This is a genomic window from Flavobacterium micromati, from assembly GCF_900129585.1.
Taxonomy (GTDB): domain Bacteria; phylum Bacteroidota; class Bacteroidia; order Flavobacteriales; family Flavobacteriaceae; genus Flavobacterium; species Flavobacterium micromati.
On sequence record NZ_FQWF01000010.1, the window covers coordinates 126240 to 146913 of the forward strand.

Annotated in this window: 18 protein-coding genes and 1 pseudogene; 9 read left to right on the plus strand and 10 right to left on the minus strand. The window is 32.6% G+C overall.

The features are described 5' to 3' along the window. The first annotated feature begins 5 nt into the window (after positions 1–5). From BUB42_RS11695 to BUB42_RS11715, 5 genes are all read left to right on the plus strand, one after another. On the plus strand, positions 6–305 hold the full coding sequence (locus BUB42_RS11695) for a hypothetical protein (RefSeq protein WP_073020552.1): 300 nt from the start codon (positions 6–8) through the stop codon (positions 303–305). Continuing rightward, the gene (locus tag BUB42_RS11700; protein WP_073020554.1) at positions 292–858 is read left to right on the plus strand and encodes a hypothetical protein; all 567 of its coding nucleotides are present in this window, start codon (positions 292–294) and stop codon (positions 856–858) included. The genes BUB42_RS11695 and BUB42_RS11700 overlap by 14 nt, the downstream gene beginning before the upstream one ends. Before the next feature lie 10 nt (positions 859–868). Beyond that, entirely contained in the window at positions 869–1183 is a 315-nt protein-coding gene (locus BUB42_RS11705) for a hypothetical protein (RefSeq protein ID WP_073020556.1), read from the plus strand. An 87-nt stretch (positions 1184–1270) separates the two neighbouring features. Beyond that, the gene (locus BUB42_RS11710) at positions 1271–2794 is read left to right on the plus strand and encodes a DUF262 domain-containing protein (RefSeq protein ID WP_073020558.1); all 1524 of its coding nucleotides are present in this window, start codon (positions 1271–1273) and stop codon (positions 2792–2794) included. After that, positions 2775–4919 carry a DUF262 domain-containing protein gene (locus BUB42_RS11715; RefSeq protein WP_073020560.1) on the plus strand — a complete coding sequence of 715 codons (2145 nt, stop codon included), beginning with the start codon at positions 2775–2777 and terminating at the stop codon, positions 4917–4919. Before BUB42_RS11710 ends, BUB42_RS11715 begins: the two co-directional genes overlap by 20 nt. 558 nt (positions 4920–5477) lie before the next feature. On the opposite strand, the gene BUB42_RS11720 is transcribed toward BUB42_RS11715, so the two are convergent. Both BUB42_RS11720 and BUB42_RS16455 read right to left on the minus strand, forming a co-directional pair. Beyond that, a complete protein-coding gene (locus BUB42_RS11720; protein ID WP_073020685.1) occupies positions 5478–5978 on the minus strand; it encodes a GreA/GreB family elongation factor in 501 nt (166 codons plus the stop codon). 1391 nt (positions 5979–7369) lie between these two features. Further along, positions 7370–7546, minus strand: coding sequence for a hypothetical protein (locus tag BUB42_RS16455; RefSeq protein WP_170857226.1), 177 nt, complete (start codon positions 7544–7546; stop codon positions 7370–7372). Positions 7547–7739: 193 nt separating this feature from the next. Between BUB42_RS16455 and BUB42_RS11725 the strand changes: the two genes are divergently transcribed. The 3 genes from BUB42_RS11725 to BUB42_RS11735 all read left to right on the plus strand — a co-directional run bounded on the left by BUB42_RS11725 (position 7740) and on the right by BUB42_RS11735 (position 11071). Beyond that, entirely contained in the window at positions 7740–8021 is a 282-nt protein-coding gene (locus BUB42_RS11725) for a hypothetical protein (protein ID WP_139257369.1), read from the plus strand. 150 nt (positions 8022–8171) lie between these two features. After that, on the plus strand, positions 8172–8675 hold the full coding sequence (locus BUB42_RS11730; RefSeq protein ID WP_073020564.1) for a YqiA/YcfP family alpha/beta fold hydrolase: 504 nt from the start codon (positions 8172–8174) through the stop codon (positions 8673–8675). A gap of 1976 nt (positions 8676–10651) precedes the next feature. After that, positions 10652–11071: a DUF6943 family protein gene (locus BUB42_RS11735; protein WP_073020565.1), complete on the plus strand. Its 420-nt coding sequence runs from the start codon at positions 10652–10654 to the stop codon at positions 11069–11071. A 71-nt stretch (positions 11072–11142) separates the two neighbouring features. Here BUB42_RS11735 and BUB42_RS16460 read toward each other — a convergent pair whose 3' ends face one another. From BUB42_RS16460 to BUB42_RS11750, 4 genes are all read right to left on the minus strand, one after another. Then, a complete protein-coding gene (locus BUB42_RS16460) occupies positions 11143–11316 on the minus strand; it encodes a hypothetical protein (RefSeq protein ID WP_170857227.1) in 174 nt (57 codons plus the stop codon). Beyond that, positions 11306–11506, minus strand: a complete 201-nt coding sequence (locus BUB42_RS11740) for a hypothetical protein (RefSeq protein ID WP_396177925.1) — start codon at positions 11504–11506, stop codon at positions 11306–11308. Before BUB42_RS11740 ends, BUB42_RS16460 begins: the two co-directional genes overlap by 11 nt. 62 nt (positions 11507–11568) lie before the next feature. After that, positions 11569–11982, minus strand: a complete 414-nt coding sequence (locus BUB42_RS11745; protein ID WP_073020569.1) for a DUF5675 family protein — start codon at positions 11980–11982, stop codon at positions 11569–11571. A gap of 1 nt (position 11983) precedes the next feature. Then, positions 11984–12739, minus strand: a complete 756-nt coding sequence (locus tag BUB42_RS11750) for a hypothetical protein (RefSeq protein ID WP_073020570.1) — start codon at positions 12737–12739, stop codon at positions 11984–11986. A gap of 1088 nt (positions 12740–13827) precedes the next feature. Between BUB42_RS11750 and BUB42_RS11760 the strand changes: the two are divergent. Next, positions 13828–14792: pseudogene (locus tag BUB42_RS11760) on the plus strand (IS30 family transposase). A gap of 62 nt (positions 14793–14854) precedes the next feature. Here BUB42_RS11760 and BUB42_RS16945 read toward each other — a convergent pair. The 4 genes from BUB42_RS16945 to BUB42_RS11780 all read right to left on the minus strand — a co-directional run bounded on the left by BUB42_RS16945 (position 14855) and on the right by BUB42_RS11780 (position 20616). Next, complete coding sequence (locus tag BUB42_RS16945) at positions 14855–15268, minus strand: hypothetical protein (protein WP_073020572.1); 414 nt, start codon at positions 15266–15268, stop codon at positions 14855–14857. A 149-nt stretch (positions 15269–15417) separates the two neighbouring features. Next, entirely contained in the window at positions 15418–18456 is a 3039-nt protein-coding gene (locus tag BUB42_RS11770; RefSeq protein WP_073020573.1) for an efflux RND transporter permease subunit, read from the minus strand. Beyond that, positions 18456–19385, minus strand: coding sequence for an efflux RND transporter periplasmic adaptor subunit (locus BUB42_RS11775; RefSeq protein ID WP_170857228.1), 930 nt, complete (start codon positions 19383–19385; stop codon positions 18456–18458). Before BUB42_RS11775 ends, BUB42_RS11770 begins: the two co-directional genes overlap by 1 nt. Next, positions 19375–20616: a TolC family protein gene (locus BUB42_RS11780; protein WP_073020577.1), complete on the minus strand. Its 1242-nt coding sequence runs from the start codon at positions 20614–20616 to the stop codon at positions 19375–19377. Before BUB42_RS11780 ends, BUB42_RS11775 begins: the two co-directional genes overlap by 11 nt. Positions 20617–20674: the final 58 nt, after the last annotated feature.

Consider the following 20674-nt stretch of genomic DNA (forward strand, 5'->3'; position numbering starts at 1 on the left):
AATTAATGACTTTATACAACAACAAATACTCTTTCATTAAAGACCTTAGCAGCGGTGGTTTTGGCAAGGTGTTTTTGGCTAAAGAAAAAGTATCCAATCGTTACCTTGCGATCAAGCAATTGATAAACACCAATCGATCAGAACAAACGGCTATTCCCGGAAAATATAAAATTATTAAAGAAATAGTAGCCGAAGCAATTGTAAATGCAATTACCCATCGAGATTACATAAGCAATGGGAGTGTACAAGTACTGTTATTTAGCAATAGAATATTCCAACAACACAAAAAAAATGAAAAAAGTTAAATATCTATTTGAACGAGATACGGAATTGAAAGATATCAATTATCAAGCTTTGATTGCTTTTAAAGCACGCTACTTCCAACTGTTAGAAGAACATCCGTTTCCCCCTGCTCCTACTGCGGGTTCACATTACGAAATGATCAATTATCTGAAACGAAAAGATGAATCTAAACCAATAAATATAGGAGTTTATCATAACATCACGCCTATGGAAGCTGCGAATAGAATAGCATCAGATCTTGTTATTATTAATGGCTTGATTCAACTAGTCGCTTCTAAAACTGAACTCAAGGAAGCAAAATTTACATTGCGTTTAGGCACTACACATCACATAGGTAAAGGTGATTTTACAATTAAAATTAACGGTGAAGAACACGAGGGAGAAGCTTTTAATGTTGCTCCAACTTTTTTGAAATCGAAAATGAATACTACTACAAAGAAATGGCTGAGTAATGACATACTTAAACATATACTAATAAATGAAGAAGCTTTTGCATTTATAGGAGCTTCGCTAGTTGACAAAAGAGTATTTAAAGTTGAGAATTGGCATGTGTAAAAACTAATAGATGAATATTATGGGAATAATAAAAGATTATAAAGAAGAACTTGCAAGATATAAAGAAGAGCTCGAAAACGGTAATGGTGACGTGGAGCAAGATGTTGTCGATCTAGAAATGAAAATTGAACAGGAAATACAAGAAATGGCGGAGTATGAAGATACAAAACCCTTTGAAAAACTATTAAAAGAACTAAAATCATTAAAGAGAGAATTCGACTTTTATGATGCGAACGAAGAATTAGATAGGATGTTTCCAGACCGTCATGACGAGGACTTTGATGAAGATAGTATGAGATATGATAGCGTTTTTATGGGGGATTAGGTTTTAAAGTTGCATGAGTTACAACGAAAATGGCTGCTTAATAATGATTTTATAATTATAAAATTACAGATCAAAAAAAAATAATTTATGAGTATAACTATCGAAGATAATGTTACAACTAACCTATTTGAAGTGGGAACAATCTGTATCAAAGACTTGTTTAAATCTGAGATAAAACTAATTATTCCAGATTACCAAAGACCTTATGTGTGGAATAAAGAACACATTACAGCACTGTTAGAGGATTGGCATGATCATTTTTTTAAAGATAATGAATTCAATGAGGATGCAATAGAATATTTTATGGGTGCTGTAATGATTCATAAAAACAATAATAATAATAATTACGAAGTGATTGATGGTCAACAAAGACTCACTACCTTACTGGTTATGGATTATGTTTGGAACAATGATGATTCCGTTTTGAGTAAAGGTAATTTTAATTTTGCATATAAATCAAAAGTATCTGCTACTCATATCAAAGAAAATAGAAATTATTTGCATAGTATAAATGGAAATTTGATTTCTAAGCATTTTAATAAAATTGTAAGTAAGTTGATATTTTCAATTATTATTACGGACAAAGAAGATAATGCATTTGTGTTTTTTGATAGCCAAAATAACAGAGGAGTTCCATTAGATGAAATCGATTTTTTTAAATCTTATCATCTTCGAGAACTCAACAATTTTGAAAATTATCTGAAATTCTTTGCCAAAAAATTTGATCAATTTAATTCTTTGAATAATGCGAAAATTCACAATGAACCACATTTAAAATCACTCAATGAGCTTTTTATTAAACAATTGTGGCGCATTCGATTTTGGTCTAAAAACAAATTGTGGTTTGCATCTCGGAAATCACTTTTAAATACTTTTCAGAAAAATACGGTGGTCTTTGATGCTGTTGACAATGTGAGACTTTATCCATCTTTCAATAATACATTAGGAAGTAGTTTGAGGTTTAACAAACAAATGCAACCAGAACTCAATTCAACAATTCGTTTATATGGTTCAGATAGTATTGATATTCCTTTCACGATAAATCAACCTATTCAAAAAGGAATTGGTTTTTTCTTATTTACAGAAAAATATTCATCGTTATTCAATTATATTTTTAGAGATAAAAAGATTGAAGATATTAGTAATGTAACTTCTTTAATTTATAAATTGTACAACGATTATTTTATCAATTTATATCAAATGGCACTTGTTATGTACTACGATAAATTTGGTGAAGAACAAATAGAAGCTTTTGCCAAATGGTTTGAGCACTTTATGGGAGCTTTTCGAATGAATAGATCTAGTATTGTAGAACAATCACCTATTGTTTTACTTAGAGATTATGGAAATATATTACAACTTATTCAACAATCTTATCTTAGTAATGAAGTACTATCTAGTTTGAAAAAAGCAGTTCCGGAAAATTATTATGAAGGATTTACTTATGAGGATAAAAATGACAAAATTTTTATAGCAAATGCCAATGGCCAATTATCATTTGCTAGACAAAATTACTATCAAAGTGTTAAATCATTTTATTCAAAATCAATCACATTGAATTATAAACTTACAGATAAACAAAATTGGATCAATGGAAGCTTTACTAAATAGAAATGAAGACTTTGCAAAACTAGCAGATCAAGATAATAAGGTGATTGCTTCGGGTTTAATTACTTTAGAAAAAGTGGTGAAGCATCAACTGCATTTTAACATACCCATCTATCAAAGACTGTATGTTTGGAAGTCAGGACAAATTCGAACTTTGTTAGAGGATATTAAAAATGCTTTTCTGAAAGATTTTCATTATGATTTTTTTTTGGGTGGAGTGATGCTTTCGAATAACAAAGAAGGACAGATTGATTTAGTAGATGGGCAACAAAGATTCACTACTTTGTGGTTGATCTGCGATGAACTTGCAAAGTATAATAATAAATTAGAAAACTTTATTTATACAAGCCAAAACGAACCTAGGATTTATTTTTCAATACGTGATAAAGCACAAAAATTTTTAAAAGATAAAGAAAGCTTTAAAGAATACTTGAATGATAAAGGAGAAATCATCAAAGGAGCAGAGAGTGAAGTAAGCGAAATAATTCCGTTAGTCGAAGGACGATATATGATTAAAGAAATAATTAATGAATTTCAAAAAGATCTATCCTTTGATGTCAAAGCATTTGCAAACTATTTTTATACTCAAATTAATTTAACTTATACTTTTATACCTGGAGATTCGGATATGAATAGAGTGTTTGAGGCAATGAATAACAGAGGAAAACAATTAGAGCATCACGAATTATTGAAATCGAGATTGTTGCAACAAATTTCAAAAGACAATCGATTGATTTATGCGCTTATTTGGGATGCTTGCTCAGATATGGGAACTTATATTGAAAAAAGTATAAAAGATATTGCAGATTTGAATTGGAAAGATTTATATGGTAATAGTGCTATTCTGAATGAAGAAAATTTAGAAGATTCCTCCAAATTTGAAATTGAAAATGTGGATATATTACAGGTATTACAAAGAGATCAGCATCAAGAAAACACAAATTCTTCATTATTAAATATCCTTCAAGATACGACTGATGGCAACTCTAATTCTTCAAAAAAGGAAATAACTGAAAACGAATACTCTAGTAAAAAAACACGAAGTATCATTTCTTTTCCTGCATTTTTGCTTCATACACTTCGGGTATATCAGCTAAATAATGATTTTTCAAAAGAGAATTCGGCCGAAGTTATTGATAAGAATCTCTTGGCTGTTTTTAATGTTGAAAAGAATTTTAATTCTGAAGAACAAGCCAAAACACTTATTGAATTATTGTGGAAAACACGAGTTTTATTTGATAAATATGTCATAAAATGGATTTATGACACAGAAGCAAAAGAAGAGTTTCACGGATTAGAATCTGTTCAACTATCCAAAAGCATTTTAAAAAATAAGAATGGCACAAGCAATGAAACAATTAGTATTCAACGAATTGAAACTACTGATGAAAGTTTGAGAGGTTTAGTAAAACTTCAAGGAATGCTTTATCATTCACAAGAGATGACCACTCAATATTGGCTTACTCCATTTTTATTTTTTTTAGTAAATGAAAAAAATTCGAATCCATTACTGTTAAGAAAACTGGAAACTTTAGAAAATGTGCTTTTTTACTCTAAAAAAAATACTTCAAAATTAAAAGAGCGAACATTTGAAGTGGTTTCTCAAAATCTAAATGAAGAATTAGATTATTTAGTAAATACACAACATTATTTAACACAATTATCCGGTACAAACTATCCAAATTATATATTTTATAAATTGGAATATATTTTATGGAAGAATAGACTTAGTTTATGTAATAAATATCAATTAGTTGTTGAACGATGGAATAATTTTCGATTAACAGCCAAAAATTCAGTGGAGCATATTTTTCCGCAACAATCAAAAGAAGAAAATAAACATATTGACTATATTTCTGATGATGATATAAAAGAAATGAATTTAAAAGGACAACATCCTATCGATGATTTCGGAAATTTGGTATTATTATCACCTGGCATGAATTCTGAATACAGCAATATGCCATATAAACAGAAAAAAGGTAAATTTGATTCAAAAACAGATGTTGATTCTTTAAAATCAGAATTAATTTTTAAGAGCACTGATTGGAATTGGAAAAAAGTAGATACGCATCGAAATGAAATGATTGAATTAATTAATAGCTATATAATCTCTTTAAAATCTTAGCACATGTCCTACGAATACTCAGAAGACGCACTCATAGAAAACGCTACTGAAGACTATCTAAATGAACTTGGCTAAACGGTGCTTACTGCTTGGAAAAGGGAATGCTTTCGCGAGCAAGGTTTACTAGGGCGTGATAATTAAGCAAACGACATCACATCTTTCCACCAATAGCACTGCCTGCCACTTACTCAGTTTTACTGATAGATAAAAGAGCAATTCTCATCAACATATAGCAATATTTAGAAATACCTAACAAAAAATAAAGTATGAATTTGAAGTATTTCATTGTTAAAGGTAAAAATAAAAATTATAGTATCCATGTAAGGTTTTGGGATAGTAAACGAATTGATCAAAAAACTCATTTAGATAGAGTGTCCCATAGGCATTAGGAAAAGTGACTGGTTCGACTCCGGTATTCTCCAAATAATACAAACTCAAGTCAAATAGCTTGAGTTTTTTTTATTTCTTAGCCTATACAATAATTATCCACGAAGCCAATTTATATTTCAAGAAGCCACAGCTACGTAATAATTAAGTGTTTTGTGGATTTTAAAATTTTCAATAAACAATCTCTATAATTTCAAAAACTCGATCTTCTTTCGCTAGTTTTAGTACTGCTTTTTCTCCCACTTTTTTGTTTAGCAATAATATAGCAATTGGGGAAATAAATGAGATTTTACCTTTTGCTATATCCGCTTCATCTACACCTACAATTTGATATTGTTGTAATTTTGTTTGACTCCCAATTTTTAGCGTAATCAATGCTCCAAATCGTATTTCATTCTGCGGATGCATATTGAGGTCTACAATTTTAGCAGTAGCGATTCGGTTATTCAATAATTGCAATTTTGCATTAATATAATTCAGTACAATTCGTCTTTCATTTTCATCGGCGATTTCTAGATTCTCTTTTTCGCTATTCAATTCCTGTTTTTCACTTAAAAGCTGGTCTATACCTGTTCGTGTAACATAGTTGACTACTCCATCAGGTAAATCTGCCCTTGGTGGTACAATTGGAATTTCCTCCTGATCATCTTCTTTTACAAACCCTCTACTCATAGTTTCCTTCTTTTTACTATTAACCCTTCTTTTAACTTTTCCTGAGGTGACGCAAAATACAGCTTTTAATACCTTGTTTATGGGAGGCAAATCATTCTCTTCTCTATAACTTTTATAGTTTTCATAAAATCGATTAAATTATTTAAACACTTGCTATTTACACCCCAAAAAATAAAGTTGTGCTAAATAGCTTTACGCTTTCTCGATTCTATAATTATCCTTCCGCACCTAGTATCATAAGGTCTAGTGCCGTTAGTAATTTCCATCCAAGTCAAAACACATTTCAATCATCAACACTGAAGCGATTACAACTGTCTTTATTGTTTCACTAAGATACGTAATTCTGATATTGCTAGTTGCAAACGCTCGTTACTTTATGGAATTGAACTCATTAAGAAAATCCTAGCGCTGCAAAGTCCGTTTTTAATCATTAAAAATAGACTATAATCTTTAGTTATGGGTAGTAATTAAAACAACAAAATCCCCATTATACCGAGGGTTTTGCAAACTGTTTTTCTGTCTTTAATTAAAAGAATCCAACTAGCACTTTATCGTAAGAGATTAGCATGTTTTTTACAACACAATAATGATCTAATGCCATTTTGTGGTTATCACAACCGAATTCTGTGATGTAACACCTCCAAAAGGAGCGTCGGATGGATTCGTATTATATTGGTTTAGCCAAAATTTACCTACTTGAGTAGTAAGTGGAACTTTAAATAATTCGTGAGCATCACAAGATCAAATTCAAGCACTGAAACAGTAATATGACTAGTTTGCAATCGCAATAGCTTCTTCAGTAGATCTAAATGTTATTAAAGCTAAAACTAGTGCAAAAATTTTTTATAATTAATTACTCTGCAAATCTACGGCAGCAGTTCTCGTTTCCTGTTATTGATTTAGTTCAACAACTTGTGAAAAAAGTTCAATATAATTATTTAGTCTATAAATAAGTAAAAATACAGATTTAACTAGTTGATTTTAATTGTTTTAATTAATTTATTTTTTGATTCGAAATAAAATATGGACTATTTATAGCTGCTATCTAATTGATAAATCATTTGAGCGAGAGACTTATTTTTAAGTCAAGTTTATAAAACATAAAGACTCACTTATCAAATCAAAAAAATATTACTAAAACCTATTTACTAAGAGAATAATAAAACGAAATTCTAATTAATGACTAATTAAAATATTTTGATCCGTGTTAAATCGATTTTACACAAAACACCTTATCGAAAGAGCCCTTGTACTATGTAGAATCTGTTTATCTCACCATAGTACAAGGACTACTTTATTTAACCAAAAACATTCCTGAATGTCACATATAAAATTTCGAAATATCTATTAGCTGAGAAATGAGTTTTTTTGGGCTTTACGTTTATAAGAAATTATGAATTCTTTAAATATCCATTTGGATTTATAACAAACTTCTTAGAAGATCCATCACTGAATGATTTATAAGCATCTACACCTCCTTGAATTGGTACAACCGCAATATCCATTACAGACTGCACATCGATTCGATTCCAAAGAATTGCTTGCATCAAATCATAACTATAATTCATTACTGGAGCTCCTTAAGAAATAGGTTGACCGCTTTCAGATCAAATTATATAACTTAACGGTCTTTCAGTAATAAATCTATTTGATCAGCTTCAACATTTTAGTTCCTGACTTAGTAAAAATATAGTCATAGGCTATGATACAATTATAAAAAAGTAGTTTTTTGTCTCTAAAAGTAGTACCATGTACCATTGATTGTCGCGCCAAACATTTACTTTTACAAATAGAAAATGCATCATGATTATTGAAGAAATCAAACAAAAAATAGTAGAAACACATCCGTCATGGTATGCAGCAGATGATTCAATTGATGGCGATAAATATACTGAAATTGATGAAGGTTACATTAGAGAGCTAATTGCGAATTATTTTGAAGACCATGACTATGCGGTGGATGATTCCCTTCTGAAAAAAGGGATGAGTATTGTGATGAAGACTATTTCACATGGGAACGATATATTGACCTTTTATGTTTAGAAAAAGAAGATGTTTTAGATTTACGCTTTTTCTATTATAAAACTTTCTGACCCGATCAAGTTTCCTCCAAAGAAGAAATATTAGACGAAATCAAATACAATTTGAATTTCAATTTATACAATGAATTTTAAAACTCAAAATTAATAACAAATGACAATTTTATACCTGCACGGCCTCGAAAGCAAACTAAGTCCATCAAAGAGATCCGTTTTAGAACGCTTCGGAACCGTCGTTGCACCTGATCTGGATTATCATAAAAACCCAAATGTTTTTGATTTATTATTAAAACTGAATAAGGAACATAAATTTGATGTAGCAATTGGCAGCAGTATGGGAGGTTTTATGGCTTATTACTTTGCCAATACAGTAAACCGCCCTGCCCTACTATTTAATCCGGCTTTGCCGCATAGACCAGTTACTCAAAATATTCCTGCAATAAATACTTTAAATACCGCATCGACTCTGCATTTTGCATTAGGTGGTCAGGATGATATAATCAAAGCCAATGATAATTTAAAATGGCTTTCTAAAAACAGACTACCAAATACTGCCATCAAAATTTCAATTCACAACCAAATGGGCCACCAAATCCCATTGGCTATTTTTGAAAATGAAGCAAATGAATTCTTTCGTCAATTGGATTTATTGAAATAAAATTATTTTATCTCACGACTTCATTCCTTGCCGCTACCATCGTTTTGCTTTACAATAAATATATAATACTAAATAAAGAACGAACCGTATAAAAACGTATTATGAAAGAACTACGTGTTACATTACCGGAAGAACTGTAACAACAACTGTAAGCTAAATTGGAGAACGAAGGAGAAAAAATCTAGAAAATAGCACCCTTTCTAGATGTTCAATTAAACTAAATGAAGCCTTCCCCGGAGCGTCGTGGTTAACAGTAGAAATGAATGGTGAACTCGCTTTGGGTGATGTCAATTGGCAAATCATTTGATCTACAAAACCTTTAAATAGCTATTTCCTTTTACAATGATTTAGAACGATGCCTAAAATATAAATCAACATATTCGGAGAAGGAATAGAAATCAGACAAGTACAATTGGATCCTTAGAGGTATCAGTAATGGACAGAAATCGCATGAAAAAAGAAACGATTACTAACACATTTACTATTAAATCCATTTTTTTATTTTCAAATAGAGGATAAGAGCATTACTTCTATTTTAAATTTACATTAACTGGCAGTATCATGAGTTCTGGATAAACCAAAAACTACATTGAAATTTTGTCTAACAGGCACAAAGCATTGAAATCAAAACCAAACGAACTATTCAATGAAATGATCTTATTTCATTTATACGACATCAAAAAAAATTAGGGTTTCAGTTTAAACGAATTAGAAAAAGGCTTCTTTAGTATCAATATGGAAATTGGGTTACTTAGTTCGTTAGAACTAAAAATTGCTGTGCTCCAAAAGGTATCAGAATAAAGTGATCCGTCAAGCACTTATTCGTATTGTCCTAAAACAGTTAGGATTTTAAAACAATATTTTCGTAAAATATCACGGGCAATCAAGCGGTCTCTCTACGGTCGTTCCCTTTGTTCCGTTCGGCAGTTCCAGTCGGTCAACCTTCTATTTTTATAACCTCTTTTAAGTTACTATCAGCATTTCTTTCCATAGAACAATCAGGGTCTCCCTCCATTCCACAGCCACTTCACGGCTCTAAAAAAACAGCACCTTAAAAATAAGGAGCTGTTTTTTTGCGCCGTTTCGTTCCTCATCTTCACACGGTCACTTCCTGCGTTCGGTCGGGCTACCATAACCGTAATATCGCTTCATTTCGTTCCGCCGCCACACTATTAGTATTGGTAACGTACAATTTGCTTTTGTAACAGTTTTGTTTTGTTACCCTGAGCGAAGTCGTTGAGCGCTTCATTACATTCCAGCCATATTATGGTTATAGCCCTCCGTTTTTTCAGCGGTTGCTCCTTCGCACAGCTATCGGGGTTGGCTCCGTTCGGTAAAAAACCTCACTTTGCCCTAAATCAAGGTTTCCCGCCGCAAAAAGGCGGGAGTGTTTTATTTTTTTCCCCGCCGTTTCACGCTCACACCCGCTTCATTTCGCTTTGTTAGTCCGCAAAACGTAATTATCATTTAATCAATAACTTTTAGTAATCCTGAGCACATTCGCAGGACGCTCAATTCCCGCGTTTATGGCAGCTGCTCGATTGCCGCAACCCCGCCACTGCGCTCCTCGATAATAATAATTTCCGCTACCGCTGCAATTATTATTCTCTGCGGTGCTTGGGGGTGTTTGATTGCTGTTTTTAGTAGAACGAAGCGCTGAGAAGGATGCTTACGAAAACGTTTAGTACTGCCAAGAAAAAAATAAAAAAAAAGAAAGTAAAGGTAAGTTCCGATTTCAAAAAGTCAAGTTCAAGCCCTTTGGGTTTTTAAAAAAATCTCCACCCTTACAGTTTCAATTCCTACTTAGATATACCGATACACTTTCGCATTACCAGCAGTCTGGGGTAGTATTTTTTCAAAAAAACTGGACTTCTTTTGAAACCTCCACTTCTGAGACGACTTTCTTTTTTTTCTTTTTCTTTTAAAAATATTTAGGGGCCGAGCTTAGTGAGGCACCTACTCTAAAATCCGAAAGTATGCCAAATTTTATCGTTAAAACACATCAAAAAGACACCATTTACTTGGGAAACCAAATCTTTATTCTGAACAAAGGAATCAACAGCGGTAAGCCCCAAAAAGAGCCATTTACAAATAGTTATGTAATTATTTTTTCATCCGAAGAAGATGCCGAAATGATGTACTGGCTGGCTTATAGCCTTTGGCAAATGAGATTTTGGCACCAGCACCTAATAGGTTCCGTTATTCCTTTTATTAGAATTAAATGCTTCCAAACCGAATTTGACCACAAAGTAACTAAAATGCTAAGCGATTTCGAGCAGCACAAAAAAGACATCCATGCCATTAAAGAATTGGAGCAGCAAAAACAACATTTGGAGACAAATATCAAACTGATAAATGAATTAAAAAAATGCATTTTATTTAGGTACTGCCACTAAACAAAAAAAGCCTAATCTCGCGATCAGGCTTTCTTAAAAATTCAGCAAAGGTTACCACACGAAAACTGAATTTATTTTTTATTTTTTGTTAATCGTTTTAGAAGCAGTGAAACTATAAAACTTACAACTGCTCCAACAACCGCTAAAATAATTGTTTTTTTAATATCTTCAGAAAGGATGTTGGGCATAATACTCAGCAAAGTTCCTGATGCGGTTCCTGCTCGAAGGGAAATATTAGCCTCCATCACGAGCTCGATTTACGGTCTTTTGATGGGAAGTAAGGACATCGCCAACAGTGAGTTGACTTACAGCGGATAACACTCCCCCAGCCACGGCCAGATATCCAGCTATACTAACAACAGCCACTGGCAAAACAACCGGTGCTGCAATCACACTTCCGCTGATGGCCAACAAGGCTAGTCCAACGGTTCGCAAAATCCTAAAAAACTTAGGAGTGGGCGATTTTGCTCTTTCAACTAATTTCATAGTATAATTTTTTAAACCTGCGCGCTGCAGGCAGATTGAATACTTATTTTAACAACAATATTGCATTCCAAAGCAGCGTAAACTAGCGCTTTTAACTTTTTCAATGCTATTCGGGAAGAACTGCCCTTCCCTATTCCAGTGTGTTTGGTAACAGGAGCAATACATCCTAATAATTCTTTTTTAGCATTATTGGCAGGATGGATTAAGATCAAATGTCGTCCCGAAACATGTATCACATGCAAGTGCCATCCGAATTTTTTACTGTATCGCTTTTTTAAAACATATTCTCCCTCGGGAATACAAGAAATTCGTCTTTGATTTCCTAACCAAGGCAATTCGATGGTATAACAAACTAGTGTGCCGTTCCATTCTAGGCTCCCTTGCGTTCCTTCAGGAAAATAAATTCTGTTTAATACCAAAACCATTTTACAATCCGCTGACGCTAACCAATGCTAACGGGTTATAGGATCCGTTTTTTAATGGATACATCTGACCATTCACCTGTTGGTAAAACTCAACACCTAAAGCCAAAAACAAGGGTCTTGTGCTATTAGGAGTAACTGGATTTGCTTGTGTAATAGCGACTGTTGGTGTTAAATCCCACGGAAGAATCGTGGTCTCGGAATTTGTGGAAACGAAAGTCTCCCCCTCAAAATCGATTTCAGAGCCAGCCGAAATAATTTTAAAATGAGTTGTTCCTCCTGGAGCTGCAATCATATTAGCAGGAATAAAAGGAGCTATATCAATAGTAATGTCTCCAGTTACTCGGTCAATACCAGCGACGTAAGGAGCAAATAAACTTGTGCCCAATTTTCCTCTAATATTAAATTCAAAACCAGCAAGTAATTCGGCTTCGCCGTCAATCACATTTCTCAACCCTCTCACACTGACGGTATCTGCTTGGATCACCTTTATCATTGCTTGAGTCAACCGACTGACCATTCTGCCATCAGCAGAATTCAAAAGCAAGGCTCTCAAAGCCGTTCTCAAAATCTTGCCCGCTTTTCCTGCTCTTCCAAATTCAGAACCATTCTCACGTGTTCTTTGAAACGCTGGATCACTTTTGATTCTGCTGGCATCGATACCTCCTTTTTCGCGCGCTAAATGCCCATCTTGGGTTTTGTAAAAAGTAATATCTCCAATAGTACCTTTCAACTTAATTATGCCTTTCTGTCTTGCCATAATTCCTAAAATTTAAGTTTATAATTTGTTTTAAATATTCTTTAAATCCACTTTCCATTGCAACAATTCCGATGGATTTTAAAACAAATTTTGCCAATTAAATCGCATAAAAAACACTCCCCTATTCCATATGTCATTTTTAGGTATAAATGGCAGGAAACAACACAAATGTCTCTTCCCATCACCCAAAAAACCACAACAATTGTCCCTTCTGAACAAAAGAGATTTTTCACTAATTTTATGGAGTCAAACAAATTGGATTACAGGAGTTTCAAGTAAGTCAAAGCCCAATCAAAGCTATAGATAGAGTATGAAAACAGAATATAAAAGATTGTGTATTTACCCAAAGGATATACAACGCATTACCGGAAAGAGTTATAGACAAAGTATTAGACTGTTGCAAAACATCAGAAAGGAACGCAATAAGCTCCAAAATGAGCTTGTATCGATAGAAGAGTTTTGCCAATATACTAGCCTAAAAATAGAACAGGTTGAACCTTTGATTATTGGATAGAAAATTTATTTAAACGCATCAAATTTTGAACTTTAACAGACTAATAAATTGTTCAAACTTATGTTTAATTACATGTTCATTATCTAGTGTGGTTTACCCATAAAAATTATTATAAATCAGCACTATTTTGTACAATTACTACTCACATATTGATAAAATACACCACAATAAAAAAGGGGATGATTTCGATTATAATTTACATTTTAAAATACTGATTTTAAGTTATTTACACATCTTTGTAAAATCCCTCTTTCTCCGCCAGTAGAAGTACAAATTAAATTAAAATCCTTTAAATCGTATGATTTAGAGGGTTTTTGCTTTTTGGTACTATCCAAATTATTCGTCAATGTTTGTACCATAAGCGATAAAATTGAAACTCTAACTTTTCAACTTAAAAAATTTCTGAAACAGTTTTGATGCAAATCCAATCTTGGTTTTTTGTCCTACTAGATTCAATTAATTAATGCAACTTTCAGGAAAAGAGATAAGATAATTTTTTCAAAAGAAAGGGCATGAAAGCCCTCTCTCTCGAATGGAATAAATTGTCTTTATTTGCTCCTGACCAAAGTTGTAAATAATGAGCCATTTAACCAGTGAACAAAGATATACTATTAGTGTATTATTAGAGCAAAATTTTAGCAAAAGCCAAATCGCATTGCTCATTAAAAAGGACAAGTCAGTAGTGACTCGAGAGCTAAAACGTAATTGTAATTTACGCAGTGGCAAATATGATTATGCTTTAGCATAGCGAAAATATGAAAAGCGACAGAAAGGAAAATCTAAAAGAAATGATTTAACCGTTGAAATTAAAGAGCGCATTAAAGCATACCTAGATCAAGAGTTAAGTCCGGAACAAATCGTAAGGGTTTGCTCAAAAAACGGATTATCTTGTGTTTCAACAGAGTCTATTTACCAACATATTTGGAGAGATAAGAAAGAAAAGGGGGATTTATATCTAAGTCTACGAACAACCGGTAAAGGTATAGAAAAAGAGGAAGTGCGAAAGATTCCAGAGGTGTCTTAAGCAACCGGAGACTTATTGAAGATCGCCTGAAAATTGTTGATTTAAAGCAACGTTTTGGAGATTTAGAAATAGATACTATAATCGGCAAAAATCACAAAGGAGCCATTGTTACGATAAACGACAGAGTCACCGGAATGCTGAGGGTGAAAAAGATAAAGTCTAAAGAAAGTGAGTTGGTCAAACAAGCGACCATTGAATTATTACAGAACTGGAAGTCTCATTTGTTTACAATCACATCCGATAATGGAAAAGAATTTGCGATGCATCAAGAAATCGCAAAAGCACTAGAAATTGATTTTTATTTTGCAAATCCTTACAGTCCATAGGAACGAGGGGCAAATCAAAATCTAAATGGATTGATAAGGCAGTATATACCGAAATCGACCTGTTTTGAAGAAATAACAATCGAAAGAATTATAGAAATACAAGAAAAATTAAATAACCGTCCGAGAAAAAGATTTAATTTTGAAACACCAAATTATATGTTTTACCAAAAAGTTGCATTTATAACTTGAATCCAGCCCTATAAAACAAGTCAAATTAAAATTTTTCAACTTTTTATCTTTAAATCAATACCTCACTCCCTCATCTTGTACCTTGGCAGATTAATCTCATGCGCCCGAGGATATGGATCCCGACTGATATTACTCACATCTTCCTTGATGCGTTGTTGGGTTAGGAATTGATAATCCTTAGCATCAGAATATCTTGGATCAGGGACAAAAGGAAGCTTTGCCATTTTGAAAATGGTTAGCGTTGGAAAATGATAATCAACTTCAACAGTTCCTAATAAAAGATAACAACCTCCACCTTGAAAAGGAAACTGTAGTAAATTATCAGGGAAATGCACGGTGTCAAAATAAGTTCCTTCAAAATCTACCCAAGTGCCAAAACACATCGTACCTCTAACGGTGAGCACTTGTTTTCTCGAAATAAGACAACCCAACATGCGAACTTGCTTTTTGTGGTGTTGGATTAAATTCTTTGCCATTACATCACCTCTGCAGTGACTTTGCAATAAATCAAAAGTGGTAAAAGAGGTTGAAAACCCTAATAACTCAGTTTCGTCAAAAGCATCTTCAAAACGAGAACGCTCTAATTTGGTAATTGGTATTCCTTAATCGATTACGTATTGTAAAACTAGTCCTTATGTTCAATATTAAAATAATACAATAAACTTGGCAGCACAATTAAAAGTAAAGGCATTGCGATTAAAAAACCACCTATTACTGCAATTGCAAGTGGTTGATGCAATTCAGAACCTGTACCAATTCCAATGGCCAAAGGTAATAATGCAATTATTGCTCCTAAAGCAGTCATTAATTTTGGTCTTAAACGGGTTGATATGGCATACACCAAGGATTGCTTTTTATCATTCGAATTATGAAGGGTTTCTTTAAATTGTAAATAGGTGAAAATAGCATTTTCACTAATAATTCCAACAATCATAATCAAACCTGTATAGCTCCCAACATTCAAAGGAGTGTTTGTCAAAAACAGTAATAAATAACTCCCAGAAATACCTAGGACTGAAATAAACAGCAGTATAAAAGCCACTTTTAAATTTCGGAAAAGGAATAACAAAACGCCAAAAACTAATAAACAAGATGCCATTAAAATAAGTAATAATTCTTTGAATGATTGTTGCTGGTCTTTGTAAGCGCCGGCATAATCAATATAATAACCACTTGGCAGCGAAATTTTACTTGAGACTTCTTTTTTAATGTTTTGCATCACCGTACCTAAATCTTTATTGTCTAACCTACCGGTAACCACGCACATCATCTGCAAATTTTCGCGCTCTATCTCGGCAATTCCTTTAGAGATTGAGATATTGACCAGATTTTTAATCGGTATCGATTTTCCATTTGGTAAAAAAATAAAAATCTTTCTAATTTCCTCTAAATTTCTATTCTGGGTATTTGGATAAATCAACCGTATCGGAACCGCTTTATCCAACTCTAAAATAGAGCCAATCACATTTCCTTCCAACAAAGTTTGCAATTGAAATTGCAAATTGGCTGGCGTAATACCATATTGAGATAATTGGTTATAGTTTGGGGTAATACTTATGGAAGGCCCAGCATATACAATTCCATCAAATACATCAGCGGTGCCTTCTGTTTTTTTGACTATGAGAGCTACTTGTTTGGCTATTTTTTGCAATTCTTTTTGATCGTTTCCAAATACTTTGACCTCAATAGGAGAAACAGAACTCATCAAATCACCTAGCATGTCGCCAATAACTTGACCAAAATCTATTCGAAGTGCAGGCTGTGAACTTTCTACTTTTAATCGAATTTCATCTATAACGTCATTACTTGTTTTGGAACGGTCTGTTTTTAGTTGAATTAAATAATCACCTCTATTAGGTTCTGTAATAAAAAAACCCATTTGTGTCCCTGTTCTTCTGCTGTATGCCTCCACTTCTGGAATAGTATGAATGATTTTCTCGACCTCAACTAACATTCTATCCGTTTCTTCTAATGAAGTACCAGGTGGTGATTCATAATCCAAAACAATACTTCCTTCGTCCATCTCCGGTAAAAAACCAGTTTCTAATTTTGGTAAAATTAAAACTATCGAAATAAGTAATACAGCACAAAAACCAAAACTCAATAGTGGTCTCTCAATAAAATAGGCTACCCAATTTTGACTTTTAACTTCGTGATGTTTGCTTGCTGATTTCACTTCAGAAAGATTGTTGTCATTTTTTGTAAGCAACAAATAAACAACTGGCAATAGAATCCAAGTCACAAAAAAAGAACAGATTAATGTGATAATCATCGTATCTGTGAGCACTTTAAAATATGCTCCAGCAACACCACTCATCAATACAAAAGGAAGAAAAATAACAATAGTACATAAGGATGAACCTACCATTGCAGGAAAGAGATAGTGAATTGCTTTTTGCAATAATGCTGTTGTAGGTTCTTCAGGATGCTCCTCGTGGGTTCTATGAATTTGCTCCACAACAACGATGGCATCATCAATAATCAGCCCTAGCGCAGCAGCAATTGCACCTAAGGTCATAATATTGAAAGTTTGTCCAGAAAAATATAAGACTAGCAAAGTAGCACAAAGTGTTACCGGAATTACAATTAAAATAGTAGCACTTGCTTTAATCGATTTCAAAAATAAAATTGCTACAATAATCGCTAAAAACAGTCCTATTAATAAACTGTCGGTAACACTTTTTACGGCATCACCCACAAAACTGGATTGCTCGTAATAAGGTTTTATTTTTAGATCTTTCGGAATTATTTTTTGCAATTCTTTCAATTTCGCATCCATATCACTTGACATGGTAATTAAGTTGGCACTAGGTTGTTTGATGATCGCAATTAATACACTTTCTTTTCCGTTGGCATTTACTTTTATATATTCTTTAGCTTCTTCAATGGCTACCGTTGCAATATCTTTTAAGGTTATTATTCCTTTTCCATTATTTATGATTACTAGATTTTCTAAATCGGATTTCGTGTTAATCTGAGTATCGGTTAGCGTTAAATATAAAAATCGATTATCTGACAAGTAACCATTGGAAGTAATAAAATTGGTTTGGCTTAAAACCTGTGAAACTGCTTCAGGCGTAATGCCATAAGCAATCATTTTATTCTGATTGAGTTCAATCCAATATTCTTTTTCTTTTCCACCAATAACTCGAACTTCACTTACACCATCCACTTGCGAGAGAAAGGGCTTTATCGTGAAATTGGCTATTTTTTTTAATTCAATAGGGGATTTATTTGTGCTTTCGATTGAATAGCTTATCACAGGAAGAATGGACGGATTCATTTTCTCCACTGTTATCTGAATATTTGGTGGTAAATCAGTTCTAATCTGATTAATTCTAGATTCAATTTGCTGTTTGCTTACATCCAAATCCGAATTCCAATCCATAAATGCTGAAATCTCACAACTTCCTCTGCTGGTTGTGCTTCGAACCGTTTTTAGATTGGGGATTTTTTTTATCGCATTTTCTAGTGGCTTGGTAACGGTAACCATCATTTTATCAACTGGTTGTTGGCCTGCATCGGCAATGACTTTTATTTTAGGAAAAGTAATTTCTGGAAATAGACTGGTTTGCATTTTAGAATACGCAAAAATACCTCCCAATACTATCAAGAAAATTAAGGTGCTTAAACCACTTTTATATTTTACAAAAAAATTATTCATTATTGGACACTATTTATAATTTTCACTTTAATGGTATCGCCCACTCCATAGTTCCCTGAAATTACTATTCTATCTGTTACTTTAAATTTAGGTGCTATTATTTCTATTCTTTCTTGATTTTTTAAACCAATTTGAACAGGAACCTTGATAGCCGTCACATCATTTTTAAGTAACATAACCCAATATTCTGTTTCTATTTCATTACTTAAAATAGCTGCTTTTGGTACCGTAGTGATAGAAGATTTATTTGATTTTGGAATCCGTACAGAAACAATCAAGTTTTCAGGTAAAACTTCATTTGCATTGATTTTTAAAAACACACTTTGCATTTGCGAAGCGGCATCTACAGCCGGAATAAATTGTTTTATTGTAGATGAAATGGATGTTCCATCTGGCAAGTAAATAGGAAGTTGTTGATTAATCGAAAGGTATTTTTTTAATTCGAAAGGAACATTAATAACGACGCCATAATTATTCAAATCATTAATAATGGCCAATATATCCCCTTCTTGAACGTAGTTGCCGTTCTCTACATTAATAGCGGTAATAAATCCATTAGAACTTGAGGAGATAAAAACCGCATTTCCAAAATGCAAATTAGAATCTAATTTATTCACATCATTTCCTAAAGCAATTGCCTCTTTTGTTTTTATGGAAAACAGCCGCTTTCCTTTTACAACTTTGTCATTCGTTTTTACATTAACAGCTGTTATATAACCAGTAATGATTGATTTTATAGGAGTTTTAACGATATAAGAAACCGTTCCAGACACTTCTTCATAATCATCAATACCAGTTGTGTCAATCGTTGTGACAGTTACAGGGATTATAGTTTCTGTTTCTTTTACAGTAGTTTCTTGTTTTTTACAAGACTGTAAAAGCACTAAAAAAAATAGAATTATAAGGGATGTGATTATCTTATTTTTCATTTGTATTCCAGTAATTAAGGTCATTAATTAATACCAATCGTTCCATATTATTTTGAGCTATTGCATTTGTAAGCGACAATGAAGCATTAAGGGCAATAACATAATCTGGTATACTTGCATTTCCAGTAACCAACAATTTATTAAAAGCTTTTAATAAAGTGCCATTGATATTGAATTGAGCCTCTAATTGTTTAGTAATCATTTCGTTTTGACTTAATTTTAACACTAACTGTTCTTGCCGCTGCTTAAACTGTCTTTCAAATTGTTTTTTATAAGCCGCACTAGTTTGCAAGGCCAATTTATTTTTAATGGTTTGGAGTTTTCTTTGATCTCCATCATAAATGGGAATTGAAAAATTAAAACCAACACTGTTACCAAAATTTTTATGATATTGGCCTGTTATAGTAGAAACATACCCAGCATCTGCTAACAATAGTAGTGATGGCTTATAATTATTGGCAATATTTTGTTTTTGATTCTGAATACTCAAACTATCAATTTTAAATTGTTGATTATAAATAGAACTTTCTGAATCTATTAGTTGCTTCAATTCAATTTGCGGTTGGATTAATACAGCGGTCGATTTTTCATTGGTTCCACATAAATAATTTAATATTCCTAAATCATTTTCAAATTGATATTTCATTTGCAGCATGCTGAATTCCTGCTGTTTTACTGTGGATAAAAAAAGAAGGTAGTCCGTTTGTTTGTAGATTGATTTTTGAGTAAACTTTTTAAGAATTTCCAATTCAGTATTTAATAAACCAAACTGTTTTTGTAGGTTTAAAAATTGATTGTTATCAGAAAAAGCAATGATATATTGTGATCGTATGGCTTTTTCAATATCATTTTTTGTAATTTTTTTATTAAAATCTACTTTATCTTTTAATAAAGTGAGGGCAGTAAGCTGATTGTTTTTTTGGCCTTTGCCAAATATTTTTTGCGAAAAGCTCACTAAACCGCTAACATTTTGGCCATTACTGATCGCATTGTCGTAACCAAAATTATTAATTACCGGCGCATAATTAGCAAATAAATTAGCATTTAATTGCGGTTTTAAATTGGCTTTATATAGTAAACTATCTATCGATAAAGAATTAGATTGGTTGTTTAAATCCTCTAATAAAGCCGTATTCACAACGGCTTTTTCAATAAAAAAATTCACGTCTCTTTTTTGTGCAAAAGAAGCAATTGCATTAAGTGCAAGGATATAGAGAATGAGAATTCGCATAAAATTATCAGATTTTGTGTTCTTAAAGAACCACCATTATAGCTTAATACAACTTCAC